This is a genomic window from Bacteroides sp. 43_46 (assembly GCF_001915455.1).
Taxonomy (GTDB): domain Bacteria; phylum Bacteroidota; class Bacteroidia; order Bacteroidales; family Bacteroidaceae; genus Bacteroides; species Bacteroides caccae.
Map to the genome: position 1 here is coordinate 1 of NZ_MNQN01000140.1, position 18,208 is coordinate 18,208.

The following is an 18,208-nucleotide window of genomic DNA, read 5'->3' on the forward strand; positions in this document are numbered from 1 at the left end:
TTGTGTTGTTCAAAAAAGGCTAGATAAGTACAAATTTGAGGAACTAACTTTGTAAGTTACTGACAAACAGTACCCAATCTAAACATACGGTTTTTATTCCATTTCGTATATTTACACGCAATATTTTTTTCTTTTTTTAAATCACAGCCCGAAGATCAATTCGCCATTTCGGAGATGAATTTAATACGTACCAAGCGCACCTCTTCTTCTGTGAAATCATCTCCCAGTTCATCCAAGGCGTCATCGATATCGTCCGTAGTAGATTCTTTAAAGTAATCGTATATATCCAACAGATGGTCTTCGTCCATGATATCTTCCAGGAAGTAGTCGATGTTCAGTTTCGTGCCGGAATAAACAATAGCTTCTATTTCATCCAGCAGCTCCTCAAACTCGATTCCTTTCGACATAGCGATATCATCCAACGCCACCTTACGGTCAATAGCCTGAATAATAGCCACCTTCATCTTGGATTTATTGGCTACGGTGCGTACACGCAAATCTTCAGGACGTTCTATTTCGTTTTCCTCGCAATGGCGTTTAATCAGTTTGCAAAACTCCTCGCCATAGCGTTTCGCCTTACCGGCTCCCACACCCGGAATATTCTGCAATTCATCCAAGGTTACCGGATAAATAGTAGCCATCGCTTCCAAAGAAGGGTCTTGGAATATAACATAAGGCGGCACTTCCAGCTTCTTGGAGAGCTTCTTACGCAAGTCTTTCAACATGGAGTAGAGTGCAGGGTCTACCGCACAAGCGCCTCCACCGCGTGCCGGCGCTTCTTCTTCCACTTCCTCGAAATCATTATCTTCCGTAATCTTAAAGGACTTAGGATGCTTCAAGAATTTTTTTCCTTCTTCTGTCACCTTCAACAAGCCATAGTTTTCTACTTCCTTAGTCAAATAACCGGCAATCAATGCCTGGCGGATAACAGCATTCCAAGTTTTGTCTTCTTCTCCCATACCGGAACCGAAAACTTCCAAGTCCTCGTGCAGATGCGCCTGCACTTCCGAAGTTTCTTTTCCTTGTATAATGTCTATAATATAGTCTGCTTTAAAATTTTCTTTTACCGCAAGAATAGCTTCTATCACGGTGCACAATAATTCCTGAGCTTCCACTTGTTTTTTCGGATTTAAACAGTTGTCACAATTTCCACAATTTTCTTCCGTATACTCCTCACCGAAATAGTGTAGCAACGTCTTTCGGCGACAAACGGATGATTCGGCATACGCAGCGGTTTCCAGCAGAAGCTGCTTGCCAATTTCCTGCTCTGCAACAGGCTTGCCTTGCATAAACTTTTCCAGTTTCTGCAGGTCTTTATTCGTATAAAAAGTAATGCACTGTCCTTCGCCTCCGTCTCTTCCGGCACGTCCGGTTTCCTGGTAATATCCCTCCAGACTTTTCGGAATATCATAATGAATCACATAACGCACATCAGGTTTGTCAATACCCATGCCGAAAGCAATAGTAGCCACAATCACATCGATTTTTTCCATAAGGAAATCGTCTTGGTTCTGTGTTCGTGTGGCCGAATCCATTCCGGCATGATAGGCACGGGCATTAATCCCGTTCGCCTGAAGTATTTCAGCAAGTTCCTCTACTTTCTTCCGGCTCAGGCAATAGATGATGCCCGACTTTTCCGGATTATTCTTGATGAACTTGATAATATCCTTATCTACGTTTGCAGTCTTGGGACGTACCTCATAATAAAGATTCGGGCGATTGAACGATGACTTAAACACTTGCGCTTCCACCATACCCAGATTCTTTTGGATATCGTGCTGCACTTTCGGTGTAGCCGTCGCAGTCAACGCAATGAGCGGAGCTTTTCCGATTTCATTGATAATAGGACGAATACGGCGATATTCCGGCCGGAAGTCATGTCCCCATTCCGAAATACAGTGAGCCTCATCTACGGCATAGAAAGAAATCTTCACTGTTTTCAAGAACTCCACGTTTTCTTCTTTTGTCAAAGATTCCGGAGCTACATACAGCAGTTTTGTCCGTCCTGCAAGGATATCGGACTTCACTTGGTCTATCGCGCTCTTGTTCAGGGAAGAATTAATGAAATGGGCTATCCCGTCTTCCTCGCTGAAGTTACGCATCGCGTCGACCTGGTTCTTCATCAGGGCAATCAAGGGGGAAATCACAATAGCCGTGCCGTCCATCAACAAAGAAGGTAACTGATAGCACAAAGACTTTCCGCCACCGGTAGGCATCAACACGAAAGTATCGTTACCTGCCAGCAGATTCTGTATGATTGCTTCCTGATTTCCTTTAAAAGTGTCGAACCCGAAGTAGTTCTTCAGCTGGTCTGTCAAATTAATCTTCTTCCCTGCCATGATTCATTAGGTTGTTTATTGAGTTAAGCAATTAATAACGCCGCTACATGACGTTTCTTATTTTCAAGAACTCTAACAAAGTTATAAACAACTTCTTAAATTTCAAGCATAATCCGCCGAATATTTTTCAATAAAACACAAAAAAGTCAGCCTTATTTGTATTACCTTTTGATTTTAAGCACTTTGAAGTCTCGCTATATTCGCTTTTTCCAACTGGCGGCGGGCATAGTCCAAGGTTACGACAAAACTATCTTTGTGTTCGGAAGGGATTTCAAACATCACATCCATCATAATAGTTTCTACTATGGAACGTAGACCGCGGGCTCCCAACTTGTATTCAACAGCTTTGTCTACAATGTACTCAAACACCGCATCTTCAAAAGTCAGCTTTACACCGTCCATTTCAAACAGCTTGACGTATTGCTTGATAATGGAATTCTTCGGCTCCGTCAGAATGGAACGTAATGCCGTACGGTCCAAGGGATTCAAATAGGTTAATACCGGCAGACGACCGATGATTTCGGGAATCAGGCCGAACGACTTCAAATCCTGCGGAGCAATATACTGCATCATGTTATTCTTGTCAATGGACGCCGTATTACGTACCGCACCATAACCTACTACATTGGTATTGAGGCGTTGCGCTATTTTTTTCTCGATGCCGTCGAATGCGCCGCCGCAAATAAACAATATATTCTTGGTATTCACCGGAATCATCTTCTGGTCGGGATGCTTGCGTCCGCCCTGAGGGGGAACGTTCACGACAGAACCTTCCAACAGCTTCAGCAATCCCTGCTGTACACCTTCGCCGCTTACATCACGGGTAATGGAAGGATTGTCGCTTTTACGGGCAATCTTGTCTATTTCATCTATGAACACGATACCTTGCTCCGCTTGCGCCACATTATAGTCCGCCACCTGTAACAGACGGGTAAGGATGCTTTCGATATCCTCGCCTACATAACCGGCTTCCGTCAGTACGGTTGCATCCACGATAGTGAAAGGCACATGCAGCAGTTTGGCAATGGTACGGGCAAGTAAAGTCTTACCGGTTCCGGTACTGCCCACCATGATGATATTGGACTTTTCAATCTCCACATCATCATCTCCCGCCTTCTGCAACAGACGCTTATAATGATTGTACACAGATACCGACAGGAAACGTTTCGCATCATCCTGTCCGATAACATACTGATCGAGAAAATTCTTAATCTCTACCGGTTTAGGAAGTTCTTTCAGATTCAGTTTCGTAGCGTCATCGCCTTTCTTGGCACCCAAAGCCTCTTGAGTAATCTCGTAGGCCTGGGTAGCGCAACTGTCACAGATGTAACCGTTCATTCCCGTTATGAGGAATCCGACCTCATCTTCCGAACGCCCGCAGAAGCTGCATCTGTTTTTGTTTCGTTTAGAGTCTGCCATATTTATTTCTTCGTATAAACTAGGTCTATCATACCATACTCTTTGGCCTCTTGCGCCGTCATCCAATAGTCACGGTCGGAATCGGCCCACACCTTGTCGAAAGACGTATGCGAGTGGTCGGCTATGATAGTATAAAGTTCTTTCTTCAATTTTTGGATTTCACGCGCCGTGATTTCAATGTCCGAAGCTTGTCCTTGCGCACCGCCCATCGGCTGGTGAATCATCACACGCGAGTGCGTCAGCGCAGAACGCTTGCCTTCCGCTCCGGCCACCAGCAACACCGCCGCCATACTGGCCGCCATACCGGTACAGATGGTAGCCACATCGCTGCTGATAAACTGCATGGTATCATAAATGCCCAGTCCGGCATATACCGAACCGCCCGGAGAGTTGATATAGATAGAGATATCTTTACCCGGGTCTACGGAATCCAGGTACAACAACTGAGCCTGCAAGGTATTGGCTGTATAGTCGTCTATCTGCGTACCGAGGAAAATAATGCGGTCCATCATCAGGCGGGAGAACACATCCAACTGGGTTACATTCAGCTGACGCTCTTCCAGAATATAGGGATTTAAATACCCGGCTTGTGACTTAATCACATCATCCAACACCAAGCTGCTCATTCCCAAATGCTTGGTAGCGTATTTTCTAAAATCATCCATTGTCTTTCTGTTTTTAATTTTTAATGTGAATGCAAAGAAACGAAAAAGAACACAGAGACACAAAAAAACACAGAGTTATAGTTTGTCAAACTCTGTGTTTCTTTATAAAAACCAGCGGTTTCCCGCCAAAGTATTATGCAAGCATTTTATTAAACTCTTCGGCTGAAATGTTCTTGTTTTCCAGCGTTACCTGAGTCTTCAGGGCCGAAGCCAGTTTCGTTTCAACGACACGGTTCACCAAGCCCTCGATGCTTTCTTTCTTCTTCAACATTTCTTTTGCATAGTTGTCGAGGATTTCTTCGGGCACGCTCAGCATACCGTACTGTGCAAACTGTGCACGGGTAGCTTCTTTTGCCATATTAAGGATGTCATCCTGTTCAACTTTAATATCGTTGGCTTTCACCAGCTGTTCTTTAATCAGATGCCAAGTCAGTTCTTCGATACTCTTGTCGTAATTGTCTTCTACGAACTTTTCGTCTTTGTCCTGGTTGTTCAGACGCATGATACGTTTCAGCAACGCATCCGGGAATTCCAGTTTACCGACTTTTTCCATCAACATTTTACGAACATCCAACAAGAACTTATAATCGCTGTCAGCAGCAAACTGGTTAGCAATAACTTCTTTTACCTTGGCACGGAATTCTTCTTCGGTCTTGACAACACCTTCGCCAAATACCTGGTCGAAAATCTCCTGGTTCAGTTCACCTGCCACGAAGCGAGTAATTTCTTCTACCTGGAAGCTGAAATCGGATTTCATTTCGGCGACAGCTTCTTTGTCAATCTTCAACAGAGAAGAAAGTTCGGCTGCATTACCGTCCCATGCGGCATAAGGATTGAACACGAGTACGTCGTTCACCTTTGCGTTGGCAAAGATAGCTTTCTGGTCGTCGTTCTTCATATAAGCCGGCATCATCACGGCACCTTCCACCTGAATACCGCCTTCTTTGGTATTGCCTTCTGCATCCAGTTCGGCGAGCAAACCTTTCAACATATCGTTATCGGCATAAGCGTCCACCTTTTCGTATTTACCGTTACGCTGCGTATAAGCCTTTACCTGGTTGTCAACCATTTCTTCGGTTACATCAATCGTATAGTAATCCACTTTATCGGCGGCAGCAACCTCAGCTTTGAATTCCGGAGACAAAGCTATGTCGAACAGGAATTCAAATTCTTCCATTGTGTCGAAGTCGATAGCTTTCTGCTTGTCTTCATTAGGCAGAGGCTCACCCAACATATTCACCTTATTATCTTGAATATACTTATATACGGAATCAGAAAGAAGCTTATTAACCTCTTCAGCCAATACCGACTTACCATACATCTTCTTCACCAGGCTCATCGGAACCATACCTTTACGGAAACCGGGGATTTGAGCTTTCTGACGGAAGTTCTTCAATGATTTGTCTACCTTTTCCTGATAGTCTGCTTTCTCAAGCTTTACAGTAAGCAATGCGCTTACTTTGTCAATGTTTTGCAATGAAACGTTCATTCTGACAATTATTTATTTGATTTATACTTTATTTCGTTCTCCAATTTGAGCGTGCAAAATTAGTGTTAATCTTTCAATTATCAAAAAACACAGGCAATTATTTCCTCTGTCGCCCCTCACCAAAAACTTTTCCATCCCGGTTCTTATGTTTGGTACACGTACCATTCTATAAATCAAAGGATGTTGCAAAAGGAAAGATATCTCTGTGTAAGCAAGACATATTACCCGTCGGTAGATATAACCGGCCGGATAGGCTCAAAAAAACGTATGAATCAAAGAGTTATTCCCTGCCGTGAAACAAGAAAAATAAAAATAATTGAGAAAAAGTATTGTATATCCGAAATTAATGTGTTCCTTTGTCGCAGAATGATGGCACATTAGTTTCTCGATTTCCATTACATGGTTTTTACTTCCGTTGAAAAAACGTATTTGTAAACTCTCTGTCGTTGTGATCCTTTTATTATTCAGCCGTCTTTCTAAAAGAGAGTTTTATTTATTTTTATTTATTTACATTTTCATTATGAACATTTATGTTGGAAACCTTAACTACCGTGTTAAGGAAGATGACCTGCAGAAGGTTATGGAAGATTACGGTACAGTATCTTCTGTTAAATTTATCATGGACCGCGCAACCGGACGTTTCAGAGGCATTGCATTCGTAGAAATGGAAGACAGTGCAGCTGCTGCCAAAGCCATTGCCGAACTGGACGGCGCTGAATTCTTCGGCCGCCAGATGGTAGTAAAAGAAGCAAGACCTCCGAAATACTAATCATATAGATTAAAGGAGAAAAGACAAGAGGATATGTCAACATTCAATTTGACATATCCTCTTTTTATTTATTAGAGAAGAGAGAGAGTTTATCAATAACCGGGATTCTGGATTATCTCCGGATTTTCATCCAATACTTTTTGAGGGATGGGAAGATAATGATGTTTATCTTGAGCACCCGTTACAGGCAGAGCAATCTTCAATATTCTATAATAAGGATACAGCTGCCCGCCATTGCCTTGCAGAAGTGTCCTGGCCAATGACGCCAGACTTCCATCCGTGGTATCATACTCCTTGCCTTCGAAAAACCCCTTTGTCAGACGATCGATATATGCCATACTTTCCGGGAGGTTACCAAGCTTGCTGTTAGCTATGGCAGCAAACAAATAAACTTCGCGAAGTAGCGGCAGAGGCATTCGAACTTCATTACCATCTTCCGATATATATTCGTATCCGCTCCATAAAGCTTCTTTTTCCGTGGGAGACCAAAGAGAAGTTAACTGATACGAGCCGTTCTCTATTCTTTTGCAATACTCCGAAGCATCATTCCAATCTCCTTTATCCGCATATATTTTTGCCAACAAAAGACTCATGGCATGCTTGGCTTGGGAAGGATACGCGTCTATCGACTTCTTTAAATCCTCAATCAACTGTTCCGGAGGAATCTGCGTCCCGCCATTAAGCAATTTTCCATAATATCCGTAGAGATGACAACGGATTATCGCCATATCTACGTTGATATCAATAAGTAAATCCGCCGCGTCCTTCGTCATTGAATCCAGCCTCTTCCTATATTCCACGCCTTTCTCCAGCGTTTCGTAAGCCAGCTTCCAAAAGGAATCGGAATAAAACTTCAGGGTTTCATCCGAAGTAAAAGCCTCCGGGTCAGAACCGGTAATCAAGATGCGTTCCAATGAAAGAATTCCTTCAAAATACTCCTTGGTTACCGCGTCCCACTCTTCTTCAATCTCCGCCAGGTCTGTTTCGGGCGTTACCGGAGTATCCGGCAGTTCCGCCAAGACTTCCGGAACGATGAAGATATAACTATTACCCGCCGCAATGGAATTACCTTCTATAATCACTCCATTTACATATACACTGCCATCAGCGGAACGAGTGACACGAAGGCTGTCTCCATTGATGCATTCCAATCCTTTGACATTCGTAAGTTCCTTATAACTGCCTTTAGCTATGTGACGCTGGATAGACGCAGAATCCAAAACCGCCCCCGAAGCACGCGTCGAAGCGGTAGCGTTGCGTACCGCAAAGACCGTTAATTTATCTTCTTCAAGATTGGTTACATCGACCTTTTTCAGAACTTCCACAAAATCACTGACTTCTTTGTGTTCTTTTTCCAACACTTCCACAATCTTGTTCACCGCTTCCACTCCTTTGGAGGATGGAGGAACCGAAGTAGGCTCATCATCTTCGCTACACGCAGTAAGTGCGCACAGAAAAGCCAAACTCATTACATAATAATAAAATCGTTTCATAATATTCTCATTTTAGTAATCGTATGCAGATTATTGCTTTACCGACTGTTGAAATTAGGCTGCGGCATCTTCAATCAGTCCGAGGATTTTATCTGACAGTTCATTTTGCGAAGCTACACTCTCTCCGGCAGCCTGTTCACCGGATTGCTCTGTTGCCTGCTCCGCTTTGGCGCTTTTACCGGAACAAGCACTTTGTGTCATTAAAGACAGACACAATACTACTAACGTAAAAACAACTTTTTTCATGGTATTAATGATTTTAAGTACAGTCCTATACTTCAGTTTATCAAAACTACCTACAAACGGCAGGACTTATTCCGGCTGTAGCGTTAAAGTGGAATCGTCAGATAACCTTTCGTCAGTGCCTTTATCACCAAATCGGTCGCATTACGCGCTGCAAATTTCAGCATCAGATTTTTCCGATGCCATTCAACCGTATTTTCCGAGATAAACAGATGCCGGGATATTTCATGGGTACTCATACCCTGGGCTATTGCTTTCAGTACATCCAACTCACGCGAAGTAGGCAACATATCCGGCAACTCGGTTTCATCGTCCGGCCGGCTTTTCTCTTTATATAACTGCTGATAACGCTGACAATAATAGTTTTCATCCACCATAACGGCACACACCGCTTCACGTAACGCCTCGGTTCCCGAAGATTTGAAAACAACGGCATTGATATCCGGATGCCTCAGCTTATTCACAATCCATATCTCCTCATGCATGGTACAAACAATTATTTTAGCCTGAGGATTATTCTCTTTTATGCTGTGCATCAACTCAAAACCGTCAATATCCGGTAATTCAAGGTCTGTAATGTATATATGGAATATTCGTGATTTGATTAAGCTCAGTAATTCAGTGCCGTTCGTCACCGTACAAACACTGTTTACGCCGGCAATATCTCTCAATAGAGTTTTCAGCCCTTCCAACACTAAAGAATGATCATCTATAAGAACTATGTCGAACTTCATTTGTCGTCTATTTTATATTATCTTTGACAAAATTAAACATACACGCCGACATATACCCTACGGGAAACCGTAGTTTTTATATTAAAAGACAGGAATGAGCACGATTATCGTAGTGCCCGACATTGTTGAATCTATTGTGAAAGTACCTTTTAAAGCTGCTACGCGCTCTTTCATGGTCTGTATTCCTATACCCGGTTTGTGTGTCGCACTCCCTTTTCCATTATCAACGACTCTGATTTCCAGATTGGGCAGTTTCCATTCCATTACGACAGAAATACGGGTGGCACAGGCATGCTTCAGCGCATTGCTTACCGCCTCCTGAATAATTCGATAGATATTTAACGACATTGTATCCGGCAGAACCGCCCATTCCACATCTTCCGGGAGAGTTTTAAAAGAAATCGGACATTCCTGCGTGGAAAGGCTCTCCAGATAATCGGATATAATCTCATTGATGGTAGCTTCCTGAAAAACAGGTGGAAGCAATTCATGAGAAACAAGACGGATATTCTCTCTGATTTTCCGCAGATTTGCAATCCAGTCTCTCGTCTGCACGCCCTGTTGCGAGTCTACACTTACTTCCATAGAGAACAGGTCGTTACACACGCCATCATGCAGTTCTTTAGCCAAACGTGCATGTTCATACTCCAACTTGTCCAGGTAGTTACGAGTCAGTTTCTGCTCCGTGACGCGTTGCAACTGTTCAAATTCATGCCGCTGAGTTTCCATTTCCCGCTTCTGACGTTCCGCACGCAACCTCTGCCGCTGTACGAAATAAGCGAAAAACAACCCCGATATCACCAATATAACTCCCGAACCGCCTAAAGCAACGTACAGACGCTGGCGAGCCCACCGTTTTTCCTCGTTCAGTTTCTGTATTTCAAGCTCTTTCTCCTTACTTTCATATTTTACAGAAAGCTCCTCCAGTTGTTTTGCCTTTTCTTTTTGAAACAGGGAGTCGTTTAATTGCTGCGCTTGGCTTAAAGCCGCATAAGCATGTTCATAATCATGTACGCTCTTATATGCCAGGTGCAGATTATTATAAATATCATATAAAAGAAAAGGATAGCTTGTGATTCCATCCAAACTTAATAATTTATCAGCGGTAGCAATAGCCGCCTGATAATCCTTATTATCTTGCCGGATCACAAACAAAATCTGGTAATAATTTATCAAAGCCATCACTGAATTTACCCGGGAAAGAATAGAATCCGCTTTTCCGGCATATCGGTTTATCTCACTTTGCGAACTATCGGTTTTCTGCAGAACCAACATATAATAAGTAAGAGCGCCCAATTCCTTATCAAACTGCCCTTCTTCGTGCGACAACTCAATCGCCTTCGCCAAATACTCTTTAGCCTGGCCATAAAGTTTTCTGATAATAAAAACAGAAGAGGCGACGGTATAAATCTGTGCGCGAAAAGTTTTATCAGTACATTTATCTGCCAATGAAACTGCAAGCAACGCATACTCCTCGGACTTATCAAGCGACTTCATATCCATGTGCAGAGTAGAAAGATTGTTATACAGCACCACAGCACTCTGTCTGTCATCTTCCGATGTCGTGTCCAGTCTGCCTACATATTCCAAAGCCGTATCATAAGATTTCACCGCATCCGGCAACATACCGGAAGAACGCAGGTATACCCCCTGCGAAGTATAAAATGAAACAATAGCGCCTGGATTTTCTTCCTGCCGAACCAACGGAGCCGCTTGCCGGCAAACGATTAATGCGGAATCCACCTTACCAAGTGAATAAAGCGAGTCCGTTATTTCAAGGACACGCCTGATTTCCGCGGTATTCTGTCCTATAACCGAAACAAAAAGAAATACCGCCCCTACAAACAACAGCACCCTTTTCATCCTGCCTACACCATAAAGTCCTTGCGGCGAAGCACGAAACTGTTACTCAAATACTTTTCACGTACAATCTTATTCTCGGCAAGCTCTTCCGGCGTACCTTGAAACAAGATTTTTCCTTCAAAAAGCAGATAAGCGCGATCGGTGATACTCAAGGTTTCCTGTACATTGTGGTCGGTAATCAGAATACCGATATTCCGGTCTTTCAGTTTCCATACAATCTGTTGGATATCCTCTACCGCAATGGGGTCTACTCCCGCAAACGGTTCATCCAGCATAATGAATTTCGGGTCGATGGCCAAGCAACGGGCAATCTCCGTACGACGGCGCTCTCCACCGGACAACTGGTTACCTTTATTCTTACGAACCTTCTGCAAACGAAACTCCGCAATCAGGCTCTCCAGCTTATCTTTCTGGTAATCCAAAGGTTTGTCCGTCATTTCCAATACGGCGGCGATATTATCCTCCACACTCATCTGACGGAACACGGATGCTTCCTGCGCCAAATAACCGATACCTGTCTGCGCGCGCTTGTACACAGGATATTTCGTAATATCCAAATCATCCAAAAAGATACGTCCTTCATTAGGAGTTATCAATCCTACGGTCATATAGAATGAAGTAGTCTTACCGGCGCCGTTCGGCCCCAGCAGTCCAACGATTTCTCCCTGCTTTACGTTGATAGAAACATGGCTCACTACTGTACGCTTACCGTACTTTTTCACCAAATCCTCTGTCCGGAGTACCATTTTGCTTTCTTCTTCCATAACGCTATATCACCACAGATTATACATATACAGATTAATATCGGTCGGCAAGACCGTTATTTCCCCGCAGATTACGATAACCCTATCGTGTTTTATGTAAAAATACTGTGCCATTCGGCGTAATCTGTGGTGAAACTGGCGCAAATGTAGCAAAAATAAGCTGAAATAGTGTACATTTGCAGACAAATACTTACGAGTCATGATTAAAGCACTTAGAACAGTCGGAAGATATATTATGCTAATGGGACGCGTTTTCGCCCGTCCTGAACGTATGCGTATGTTCTTCCGTCAGTATATCAATGAAATAGAGCAGCTTGGCGTAAACTCTATCGGCATCGTACTGCTAATATCGTTTTTCATCGGAGCCGTTATTACCATACAAATCAAACTGAACATAGAAAGCCCTTTTATGCCGCGTTGGACAGTGGGATACGTTACCCGCGAAATCATGCTGCTGGAGTTCTCATCTTCCATTATGTGCCTGATATTGGCGGGTAAGGTGGGCTCGAATATCGCTTCCGAACTTGGAACGATGCGGGTTACCCAGCAAATAGACGCTCTTGAGATTATGGGTGTCAACTCTGCCAACTATCTGATATTACCTAAAATAGCCGCAATGGTATCAACCATTCCCCTTATGGTGACGTTCAGTATATTCGCCGGAATCATAGGAGCGTTTTGCACATGCTGGTTTGGCGGTATCATGTCGGCTGTGGATTTGGAATACGGTTTGCAATATATGTTCGTAGAATGGTTTATTTGGTGCGGTATCATCAAGTCGCTGTTTTTTGCCTTTATCATTGCCAGCGTATCGGCGTTCTTCGGCTATACGGTCGAAGGCGGTTCCATCGAGGTAGGTAAGGCATCTACGGATTCGGTAGTATGCAGCAGTGTGCTGATTCTGTTTGCCGACCTCATATTGACACAGTTGTTAATGGGCTAATAAGTTGATTCTAAATTCAAAACCAAGTAAGAATGATTGAGCTGAAAGGACTTTGCAAGTCATTTGAAGAGAAAGAGGTACTGACGGATATCAATGCCACATTCGAAAACGGAAAGACCAACCTTATCATCGGACAGAGCGGTTCGGGAAAAACCGTGCTGATGAAATGTATCGTCGGCCTGTTGACACCCGAAAAGGGAGAATTGCTATACGACCACCGCAATTTCCTCACAATGGGAAAGAAAGAGAAAAAGGCCCTGCGTCGGGAAATGGGAATGATATTCCAAAGCGCCGCCTTGTTCGACTCGATGACGGTGCTGGATAATGTAATGTTTCCTCTTAATATGTTCAGTTCGGATACGTTGCGCGACCGTACACGTCGTGCCATGTTTTGTCTGGAACGCGTGAACCTTATCGAAGCGAAAGATAAATTTCCCGGTGAAATCAGTGGCGGTATGCAGAAGCGTGTGGCCATTGCACGTGCCATTGCCTTGAATCCGCAATATCTGTTCTGCGACGAACCGAACTCCGGTTTGGACCCTAAAACTTCTCTCGTTATCGACGAACTGATACAGGACATCACTCGTGAATACAATATGACCACGCTCATCAATACCCACGACATGAACTCCGTAATGGGTATCGGAGAGAAAATCATCTATATCTACGAAGGGCATAAAGAGTGGGAAGGCAGTAAAGACGATATCTTTACCTCTACCAACGAACGCCTGAATAACTTCATTTTTGCTTCCGACCTCTTCCGCAAAGTAAAAGAAGTGGAGATACAAAATATCGAAGGTTAAGTCTGTAACATTCTCCATAAAAAGTGTCCGGAACAGTATTCCCGGACACTTATCTTCATAAAACCAGTTAATAGAATTGATATATATCGTCCCGATATATTTGATTGCGGCACAAGTATGACGGCAATCTCGATTATTACGATTACAAATGTAAATAAAACAATCTGATAAAAAAAGACCGGCCCTGCCGAGCCAGTCTTTTAACTATTTTAGCCTATACAAGCTATTTATTTCTGTCGTATATATATATTAATCGGTGTCCCCGTCAGATTCCATTTCTCACGCATCTTATTCTCAAGGAAACGTCTGTACGGTTCTTTCACATATTGCGGAAGATTGGCAAAATAAACGAAAGAAGGAATCTGCGTATTCGGTAATTGCGTGATGTACTTTATTTTAATGTACTTACCTTTGATGGCGGGAGGCGGATAAGCCTCGATAAGCGGCAGCATTTCTTCATTCAAGCGAGCGGTCGGTATGCGTATCATACGGTTTTCATACACTGTACGCGCCTCTTCCAAAACTTTCAGAATACGTTGTTTCGTCAATGCCGAAGCAAAGATTATCGGAAAATCCACAAAAGGAGCAAAACGGCTACGGATAGCATTCTCAAAAGTTTTCATCACTTTTACCGTCTTATCTTCCACCAAATCCCACTTGTTGACAACGACCACCAATCCTTTGGAGTTTTTCTGGATAAGCGAGAATATATTCAGGTCTTGGCTCTCAATGCCACGCGTAGCATCCAGCATCAGGATACAAACATCCGAATTTTCGATAGAACGGATAGAACGGATGACCGAGTAGTATTCCAAATCTTCACTCACTTTATTCTTCTTGCGAATACCGGCCGTATCCACCAAATAAAAGTCAAAGCCGAACTTATTGTAACGGGTATAGATTGAGTCACGTGTCGTTCCGGCTATTTCCGTTACGATATTGCGGTCTTCACCGATAAAAGCATTAACGATAGACGACTTTCCGGCATTCGGACGTCCTACGACCGCAAAACGGGGAATATCCTCGTCCAGAATTTCATCGGACTCTTTCTTGAAATTCCCAACGATAAGGTCCATCAAGTCTCCCGTACCGCTACCGGTCACGGCAGAAATACAATACGGATCTCCCAAGCCCAGGCTATAAAATTCGGGAGCATTATATTGCAACTCATTATTATCGGTCTTGTTCGCAACCAACAAAACAGGCTTCTTCGCGCGGCGCAAAATGGAAGCTACCTGTAAATCCAGGTCTGTCACTCCGTTCATCACATCCACCACAAACAGAATCACATCCGCTTCGTCTACAGCCATCAATACCTGTTTGCGTATCTCCTCTTCAAAAATATCATCCGAGTTCACTACCCAACCACCGGTATCTACAACCGAGAATTCACGTCCCAGCCATTCGGATTTACCATACTGGCGGTCGCGTGTCGTTCCTGCCTCTTCGTTCACAATGGCCTGCCGTGTTTTAGTCAGGCGATTAAATAATGTAGACTTGCCCACATTGGGGCGTCCTACGATTGCAACTAAATTTCCCATAGGTTACACTCTTTGTTTTTTTGCGACTATCACAGTCGTATGAATATTAGTCCAGCTGATACCCAAAATTACGCAGCTCTTTGTCCGAACTACGCCAATCCTTATCAACCTTCACAAATGTCTCCAGGAATATTGTTTTCCCGAAAAACCTCTCCAAATCGCGGCGAGCTTCGGTAGCCACTTTTTTCAAAGCCTTCCCTTGCTTACCGATGATGATACCTTTCTGCGAATCACGTTCAACGTATATCACAGCATTGATATGTATCTTCTTTTCTTCTTCCTTAAACTGCTCTACAACGACCTCTACCGAATAGGGTATCTCCTTGTCATAGTACAACAATATCTTTTCGCGGATAATTTCGTTTACAAAGAAACGGGCCGGTTTGTCTGTCCACTGGTCCTTATCAAAATAAGGAGGAGAATCCGGCAATAATTCTTTTATCCGCTTCATCACGTAATCCACATTAAACTTGGTAGCGGCTGAAATAGGAATAATCTCCGCATTCGGCAACAGCTCCTTCCACGCTTCCACCAACTCCACCAGCTTCTCCTGATTACTCAGGTCAATCTTGTTGACGAGCAGCAGTACCGGCACTTCCATGTGGCTCACTTTCTCCACAAAATCATTATGCTTGTCAGGTGTCTCAACCACATCCGTCACATACAGCAACACATCTGCATCCGTCAGTGCCGAAGTGGAGAAGTTCAGCATAGACTCCTGCAATTTATAAGTAGGTTTCAGTACGCCCGGCGTATCCGAAAACACAATCTGCATATCATCCGTATTATATATGCCCATAATCCGGTGACGAGTGGTCTGCGCCTTGAAGGTAGCAATTGAAATACGCTCACCCACCAGTGCATTCATCAATGTAGACTTACCTACATTAGGATTTCCCACGATGTTGACAAAACCTGCTTTATGCATAATCTTCACGTATTTGGATTAAGACAAAAAAACGCATCGAATCGAAATAGGATGCGTCTTTTTATCATATTTTGTTAATAACGGTTACATTACTGTTTCTTTCCGTCATAGCCCCATTTCACGTAAACGGCTCCCCAGGTAAATCCTGCGCCGAATGCCGTAAAGATAAGGTTATCGCCTTTCTTCAGTTTTTCTTCAAAATCCCATATACAGAGCGGAAGCGTACCGGCGCTCGTATTACCGTAGCGGTCGATATTTATCAGCACTTTTTCATGAGGAACTTCCAAGCGATGCGCCACAGCATCAATAATACGCAGATTGGCCTGATGAGGAATCACCCAGTCAATGGTATCTTTTGTCAGATTATTCTTTTCCGCAATTGCGGCACTGATATCCGACATATTGGATACTGCATATTTAAATACTGTACGACCTTCCTGATAAAGGTAATGCATATGATTGTCTATCGTGAAGTAAGAAGGGGGGCAAACAGAACCACCGGCTTTCAGATGCAAGAAAGGCAATCCCTTTCCGTCTGTTCTCAACATGGCATCCATAACACCCAGTTCTTCTGTTGTCGGCTCCATCATAAAGGCCGCTGCGCCATCACCGAAAATCGGACAAGTGGCACGGTCTGTATAGTTCACAATCGAGGACATCTTATCTGCACCTACGATAATAACTTTCTTGTATCTACCGGAACGAATAAAGTTCGCAGCAGTTTCCATCATGTAAAGGAAACCGCAACAAGCGGCCGACATATCAAATGCAAAAGCATTCTTCAATCCGAGCTTGTCACATAAGATAGATGCAATAGAAGGGAATTGATAGTCCGGAGTAGAAGTAGCGACAATTACCAGGTCAACATCATCCGGATTGGAACCGGTGCGCTGCATCAACTGCTTCGCGGCTTTGCGCGCCATATATGATGTACCCAATCCTTCTTCGTTCAGAATGTGTCTTTCCTTAACTCCGATACGGGTCATAATCCATTCGTCATTGGTATCCACCATCTTTGATATCTCGTCGTTCGTCAAGATATAATCGGGTACATAACCGCCAACTCCTGTAATTACTGCATTTATTTTTTCCATTAATCTTATTTACTTATAAAGACACTTAAACAACGGCGGTCTAAAAAGGTTTGCTCTTTGAATGTTACAAATCTTTTTAGACGCCCGATATTCAAGTATAAGTTTAGTCAAACTGCTAAATTAAACCGCAGCTTCTTTCTCTATTGCCAGCTTACCACGATAGTAGCCACATGCACCACACACTGTGTGATATACATGCCATTCACCGCAATTTGGGCAAATAGCCAATGTAGGAGCTACTGCTTTATCATGAGTTCTTCTCTTTGCAGTTCTTGTTTTTGACTGTCTTCTCTTAGGATGTGCCATTTTCTTTAATCTTTAATTGTTATCTAATATTTTCTTTAATTCGTCCCAACGCGGGTCTACAAAACTATCTTCATCCATTTCATCATCCGGAGTAGTACGCAAATGCTTGCTTAATTTACTGCTCATCGCTTTATTACACTTGCCCGGAGCATGTACATGCTTCATCGGGATAGCCAAAGCTATAAACTCATACATGAACCACGCCACGTTGATTTCCCCTTCTTCTTCGGGGATGACAACAAGGTTATCACCTTCCTCGGCATATTCATGTCCGAACTTCACCAGCAACTTATCTGTAGAGCTTACCGGCTGCTCCATATCATCCAAACAACGGTCGCATGGAACCCATACCATTCCGTCCGTCTGAAAGTTCAATTCGAAAGCACGAGATGTTTTCTTTACAACCAAAACAACATTGACTTTACCCTTCTGTACTTCCGGGCCGTCAATATTAGCGAAGAACAGGTTATCCAATACAAATTCATATTTGCATGAATCTGCCTGCATACCTTTCAAATCTATTTTGTATTTATCAAACTTTCCCAAAGCTTCTTTTATTTATTCGGGCGACAAAGATACAAATAATTATCCTCATTATGTAGTATTTAGGACAAAATATTCACTTTTTTATATTCATTTCACCCGATTCCGATCAGTAATATCCTTCTGAAAACAATAAAGCCCCCGTATCCTTCTATCGATACGGGGGCTTCTCTAAAAAAACGGCGACTACCTACTCTCCCACTGTTACGCAGTACCATCGGCGTGACTGAGCTTAACTTCTCTGTTCGGAATGGGAAGAGGTGGAACCTCAG

The 18,208-nt window shown here is 43.3% G+C and carries 17 protein-coding genes and 1 rRNA gene; 3 read left to right on the forward strand and 15 right to left on the reverse strand.

Features of this window, described 5'->3' with window-relative positions:
• Positions 1 to 155 precede the first annotated feature (155 nt).
• The 4 genes from recQ to tig all read right to left on the reverse strand — a co-directional run bounded on the left by recQ (position 156) and on the right by tig (position 5,912).
• Positions 156 to 2,339, reverse strand: a complete 2,184-nt coding sequence (recQ, locus tag BHV72_RS17725) for a DNA helicase RecQ (protein WP_009122814.1) — start codon at positions 2,337 to 2,339, stop codon at positions 156 to 158.
• Positions 2,340 to 2,513: 174 nt separating this feature from the next.
• Positions 2,514 to 3,758: an ATP-dependent Clp protease ATP-binding subunit ClpX gene (clpX, locus tag BHV72_RS17730; RefSeq protein ID WP_087412871.1), complete on the reverse strand. Its 1,245-nt coding sequence runs from the start codon at positions 3,756 to 3,758 to the stop codon at positions 2,514 to 2,516.
• A 2-nt stretch (positions 3,759 to 3,760) separates the two neighbouring features.
• Entirely contained in the window at positions 3,761 to 4,423 is a 663-nt protein-coding gene (clpP, locus tag BHV72_RS17735; RefSeq protein WP_195620493.1) for an ATP-dependent Clp endopeptidase proteolytic subunit ClpP, read from the reverse strand.
• A gap of 133 nt (positions 4,424 to 4,556) precedes the next feature.
• Entirely contained in the window at positions 4,557 to 5,912 is a 1,356-nt protein-coding gene (gene tig, locus BHV72_RS17740) for a trigger factor (protein ID WP_087412870.1), read from the reverse strand.
• A 520-nt stretch (positions 5,913 to 6,432) separates the two neighbouring features.
• On the opposite strand from tig, the gene rbp reads away from it, so the two are divergent.
• Positions 6,433 to 6,681, forward strand: a complete 249-nt coding sequence (gene rbp, locus BHV72_RS17745) for an RNA-binding regulator (RefSeq protein ID WP_009122820.1) — start codon at positions 6,433 to 6,435, stop codon at positions 6,679 to 6,681.
• 92 nt (positions 6,682 to 6,773) lie between these two features.
• On the opposite strand, the gene BHV72_RS17750 is transcribed toward rbp, so the two are convergent.
• From BHV72_RS17750 to lptB, 5 genes are all read right to left on the reverse strand, one after another.
• Complete coding sequence (locus BHV72_RS17750) at positions 6,774 to 8,174, reverse strand: hypothetical protein (RefSeq protein WP_195620492.1); 1,401 nt, start codon at positions 8,172 to 8,174, stop codon at positions 6,774 to 6,776.
• 54 nt (positions 8,175 to 8,228) lie between these two features.
• Positions 8,229 to 8,420 carry a hypothetical protein gene (locus tag BHV72_RS17755; protein ID WP_022219422.1) on the reverse strand — a complete coding sequence of 64 codons (192 nt, stop codon included), beginning with the start codon at positions 8,418 to 8,420 and terminating at the stop codon, positions 8,229 to 8,231.
• An 83-nt stretch (positions 8,421 to 8,503) separates the two neighbouring features.
• Positions 8,504 to 9,151: a response regulator transcription factor gene (locus BHV72_RS17760; RefSeq protein WP_195620491.1), complete on the reverse strand. Its 648-nt coding sequence runs from the start codon at positions 9,149 to 9,151 to the stop codon at positions 8,504 to 8,506.
• Positions 9,152 to 9,232: 81 nt separating this feature from the next.
• Positions 9,233 to 11,014: a tetratricopeptide repeat-containing sensor histidine kinase gene (locus tag BHV72_RS17765; protein WP_195620490.1), complete on the reverse strand. Its 1,782-nt coding sequence runs from the start codon at positions 11,012 to 11,014 to the stop codon at positions 9,233 to 9,235.
• A gap of 5 nt (positions 11,015 to 11,019) precedes the next feature.
• Positions 11,020 to 11,778 (reverse strand): LPS export ABC transporter ATP-binding protein, encoded by a 759-nt coding sequence (gene lptB, locus BHV72_RS17770; RefSeq protein ID WP_004288278.1) that lies wholly within the window; start codon positions 11,776 to 11,778, stop codon positions 11,020 to 11,022.
• A 199-nt stretch (positions 11,779 to 11,977) separates the two neighbouring features.
• Here lptB and BHV72_RS17775 point away from each other — a divergent pair, with 199 nt between their 5' ends.
• The gene (locus BHV72_RS17775) at positions 11,978 to 12,721 is read left to right on the forward strand and encodes an MlaE family ABC transporter permease (protein ID WP_009122825.1); all 744 of its coding nucleotides are present in this window, start codon (positions 11,978 to 11,980) and stop codon (positions 12,719 to 12,721) included.
• Positions 12,722 to 12,753: 32 nt separating this feature from the next.
• Positions 12,754 to 13,524 (forward strand): ABC transporter ATP-binding protein, encoded by a 771-nt coding sequence (locus tag BHV72_RS17780; protein ID WP_009122826.1) that lies wholly within the window; start codon positions 12,754 to 12,756, stop codon positions 13,522 to 13,524.
• Positions 13,525 to 13,751: 227 nt separating this feature from the next.
• On the opposite strand, the gene der is transcribed toward BHV72_RS17780, so the two are convergent.
• The 6 genes from der to rrf form a co-directional block, all read right to left on the reverse strand.
• Positions 13,752 to 15,065, reverse strand: a complete 1,314-nt coding sequence (der, locus tag BHV72_RS17785; RefSeq protein ID WP_009122828.1) for a ribosome biogenesis GTPase Der — start codon at positions 15,063 to 15,065, stop codon at positions 13,752 to 13,754.
• Positions 15,066 to 15,111: 46 nt separating this feature from the next.
• The gene (era, locus tag BHV72_RS17790; protein WP_004288269.1) at positions 15,112 to 15,993 is read right to left on the reverse strand and encodes a GTPase Era; all 882 of its coding nucleotides are present in this window, start codon (positions 15,991 to 15,993) and stop codon (positions 15,112 to 15,114) included.
• Positions 15,994 to 16,082: 89 nt separating this feature from the next.
• Positions 16,083 to 17,087, reverse strand: coding sequence for a beta-ketoacyl-ACP synthase III (locus BHV72_RS17795; protein ID WP_009122829.1), 1,005 nt, complete (start codon positions 17,085 to 17,087; stop codon positions 16,083 to 16,085).
• A gap of 120 nt (positions 17,088 to 17,207) precedes the next feature.
• Positions 17,208 to 17,393: a 50S ribosomal protein L32 gene (gene rpmF / locus BHV72_RS17800; protein WP_002562387.1), complete on the reverse strand. Its 186-nt coding sequence runs from the start codon at positions 17,391 to 17,393 to the stop codon at positions 17,208 to 17,210.
• Positions 17,394 to 17,405: 12 nt separating this feature from the next.
• Positions 17,406 to 17,939 carry a DUF177 domain-containing protein gene (locus tag BHV72_RS17805; RefSeq protein ID WP_286857270.1) on the reverse strand — a complete coding sequence of 178 codons (534 nt, stop codon included), beginning with the start codon at positions 17,937 to 17,939 and terminating at the stop codon, positions 17,406 to 17,408.
• 174 nt (positions 17,940 to 18,113) lie between these two features.
• A 5S ribosomal RNA gene (rrf, locus tag BHV72_RS17810) occupies positions 18,114 to 18,208 on the reverse strand; the annotation flags it as partial.

Excerpts from the sequence above, each read along its gene's own strand:
- recQ (WP_009122814.1), bottom strand. The coding sequence starts at position 2,339 with ATGGCAGGGAAGAAGATTAATTTGACAGACCAGCTGAAGAACTACTTC.
- clpX (WP_087412871.1), bottom strand. The coding sequence starts at position 3,758 with ATGGCAGACTCTAAACGAAACAAAAACAGATGCAGCTTCTGCGGGCGT.
- clpP (WP_195620493.1), bottom strand. The coding sequence starts at position 4,423 with ATGGATGATTTTAGAAAATACGCTACCAAGCATTTGGGAATGAGCAGC.
- tig (WP_087412870.1), bottom strand. The coding sequence starts at position 5,912 with ATGAACGTTTCATTGCAAAACATTGACAAAGTAAGCGCATTGCTTACT.
- rbp (WP_009122820.1), top strand. The coding sequence starts at position 6,433 with ATGAACATTTATGTTGGAAACCTTAACTACCGTGTTAAGGAAGATGAC.
- BHV72_RS17750 (WP_195620492.1), bottom strand. The coding sequence starts at position 8,174 with ATGAAACGATTTTATTATTATGTAATGAGTTTGGCTTTTCTGTGCGCA.
- BHV72_RS17755 (WP_022219422.1), bottom strand. The coding sequence starts at position 8,420 with ATGAAAAAAGTTGTTTTTACGTTAGTAGTATTGTGTCTGTCTTTAATG.
- BHV72_RS17760 (WP_195620491.1), bottom strand. The coding sequence starts at position 9,151 with ATGAAGTTCGACATAGTTCTTATAGATGATCATTCTTTAGTGTTGGAA.
- BHV72_RS17765 (WP_195620490.1), bottom strand. The coding sequence starts at position 11,014 with ATGAAAAGGGTGCTGTTGTTTGTAGGGGCGGTATTTCTTTTTGTTTCG.
- lptB (WP_004288278.1), bottom strand. The coding sequence starts at position 11,778 with ATGGAAGAAGAAAGCAAAATGGTACTCCGGACAGAGGATTTGGTGAAA.
- BHV72_RS17775 (WP_009122825.1), top strand. The coding sequence starts at position 11,978 with ATGATTAAAGCACTTAGAACAGTCGGAAGATATATTATGCTAATGGGA.
- BHV72_RS17780 (WP_009122826.1), top strand. The coding sequence starts at position 12,754 with ATGATTGAGCTGAAAGGACTTTGCAAGTCATTTGAAGAGAAAGAGGTA.
- der (WP_009122828.1), bottom strand. The coding sequence starts at position 15,065 with ATGGGAAATTTAGTTGCAATCGTAGGACGCCCCAATGTGGGCAAGTCT.
- era (WP_004288269.1), bottom strand. The coding sequence starts at position 15,993 with ATGCATAAAGCAGGTTTTGTCAACATCGTGGGAAATCCTAATGTAGGT.
- BHV72_RS17795 (WP_009122829.1), bottom strand. The coding sequence starts at position 17,087 with ATGGAAAAAATAAATGCAGTAATTACAGGAGTTGGCGGTTATGTACCC.
- rpmF (WP_002562387.1), bottom strand. The coding sequence starts at position 17,393 with ATGGCACATCCTAAGAGAAGACAGTCAAAAACAAGAACTGCAAAGAGA.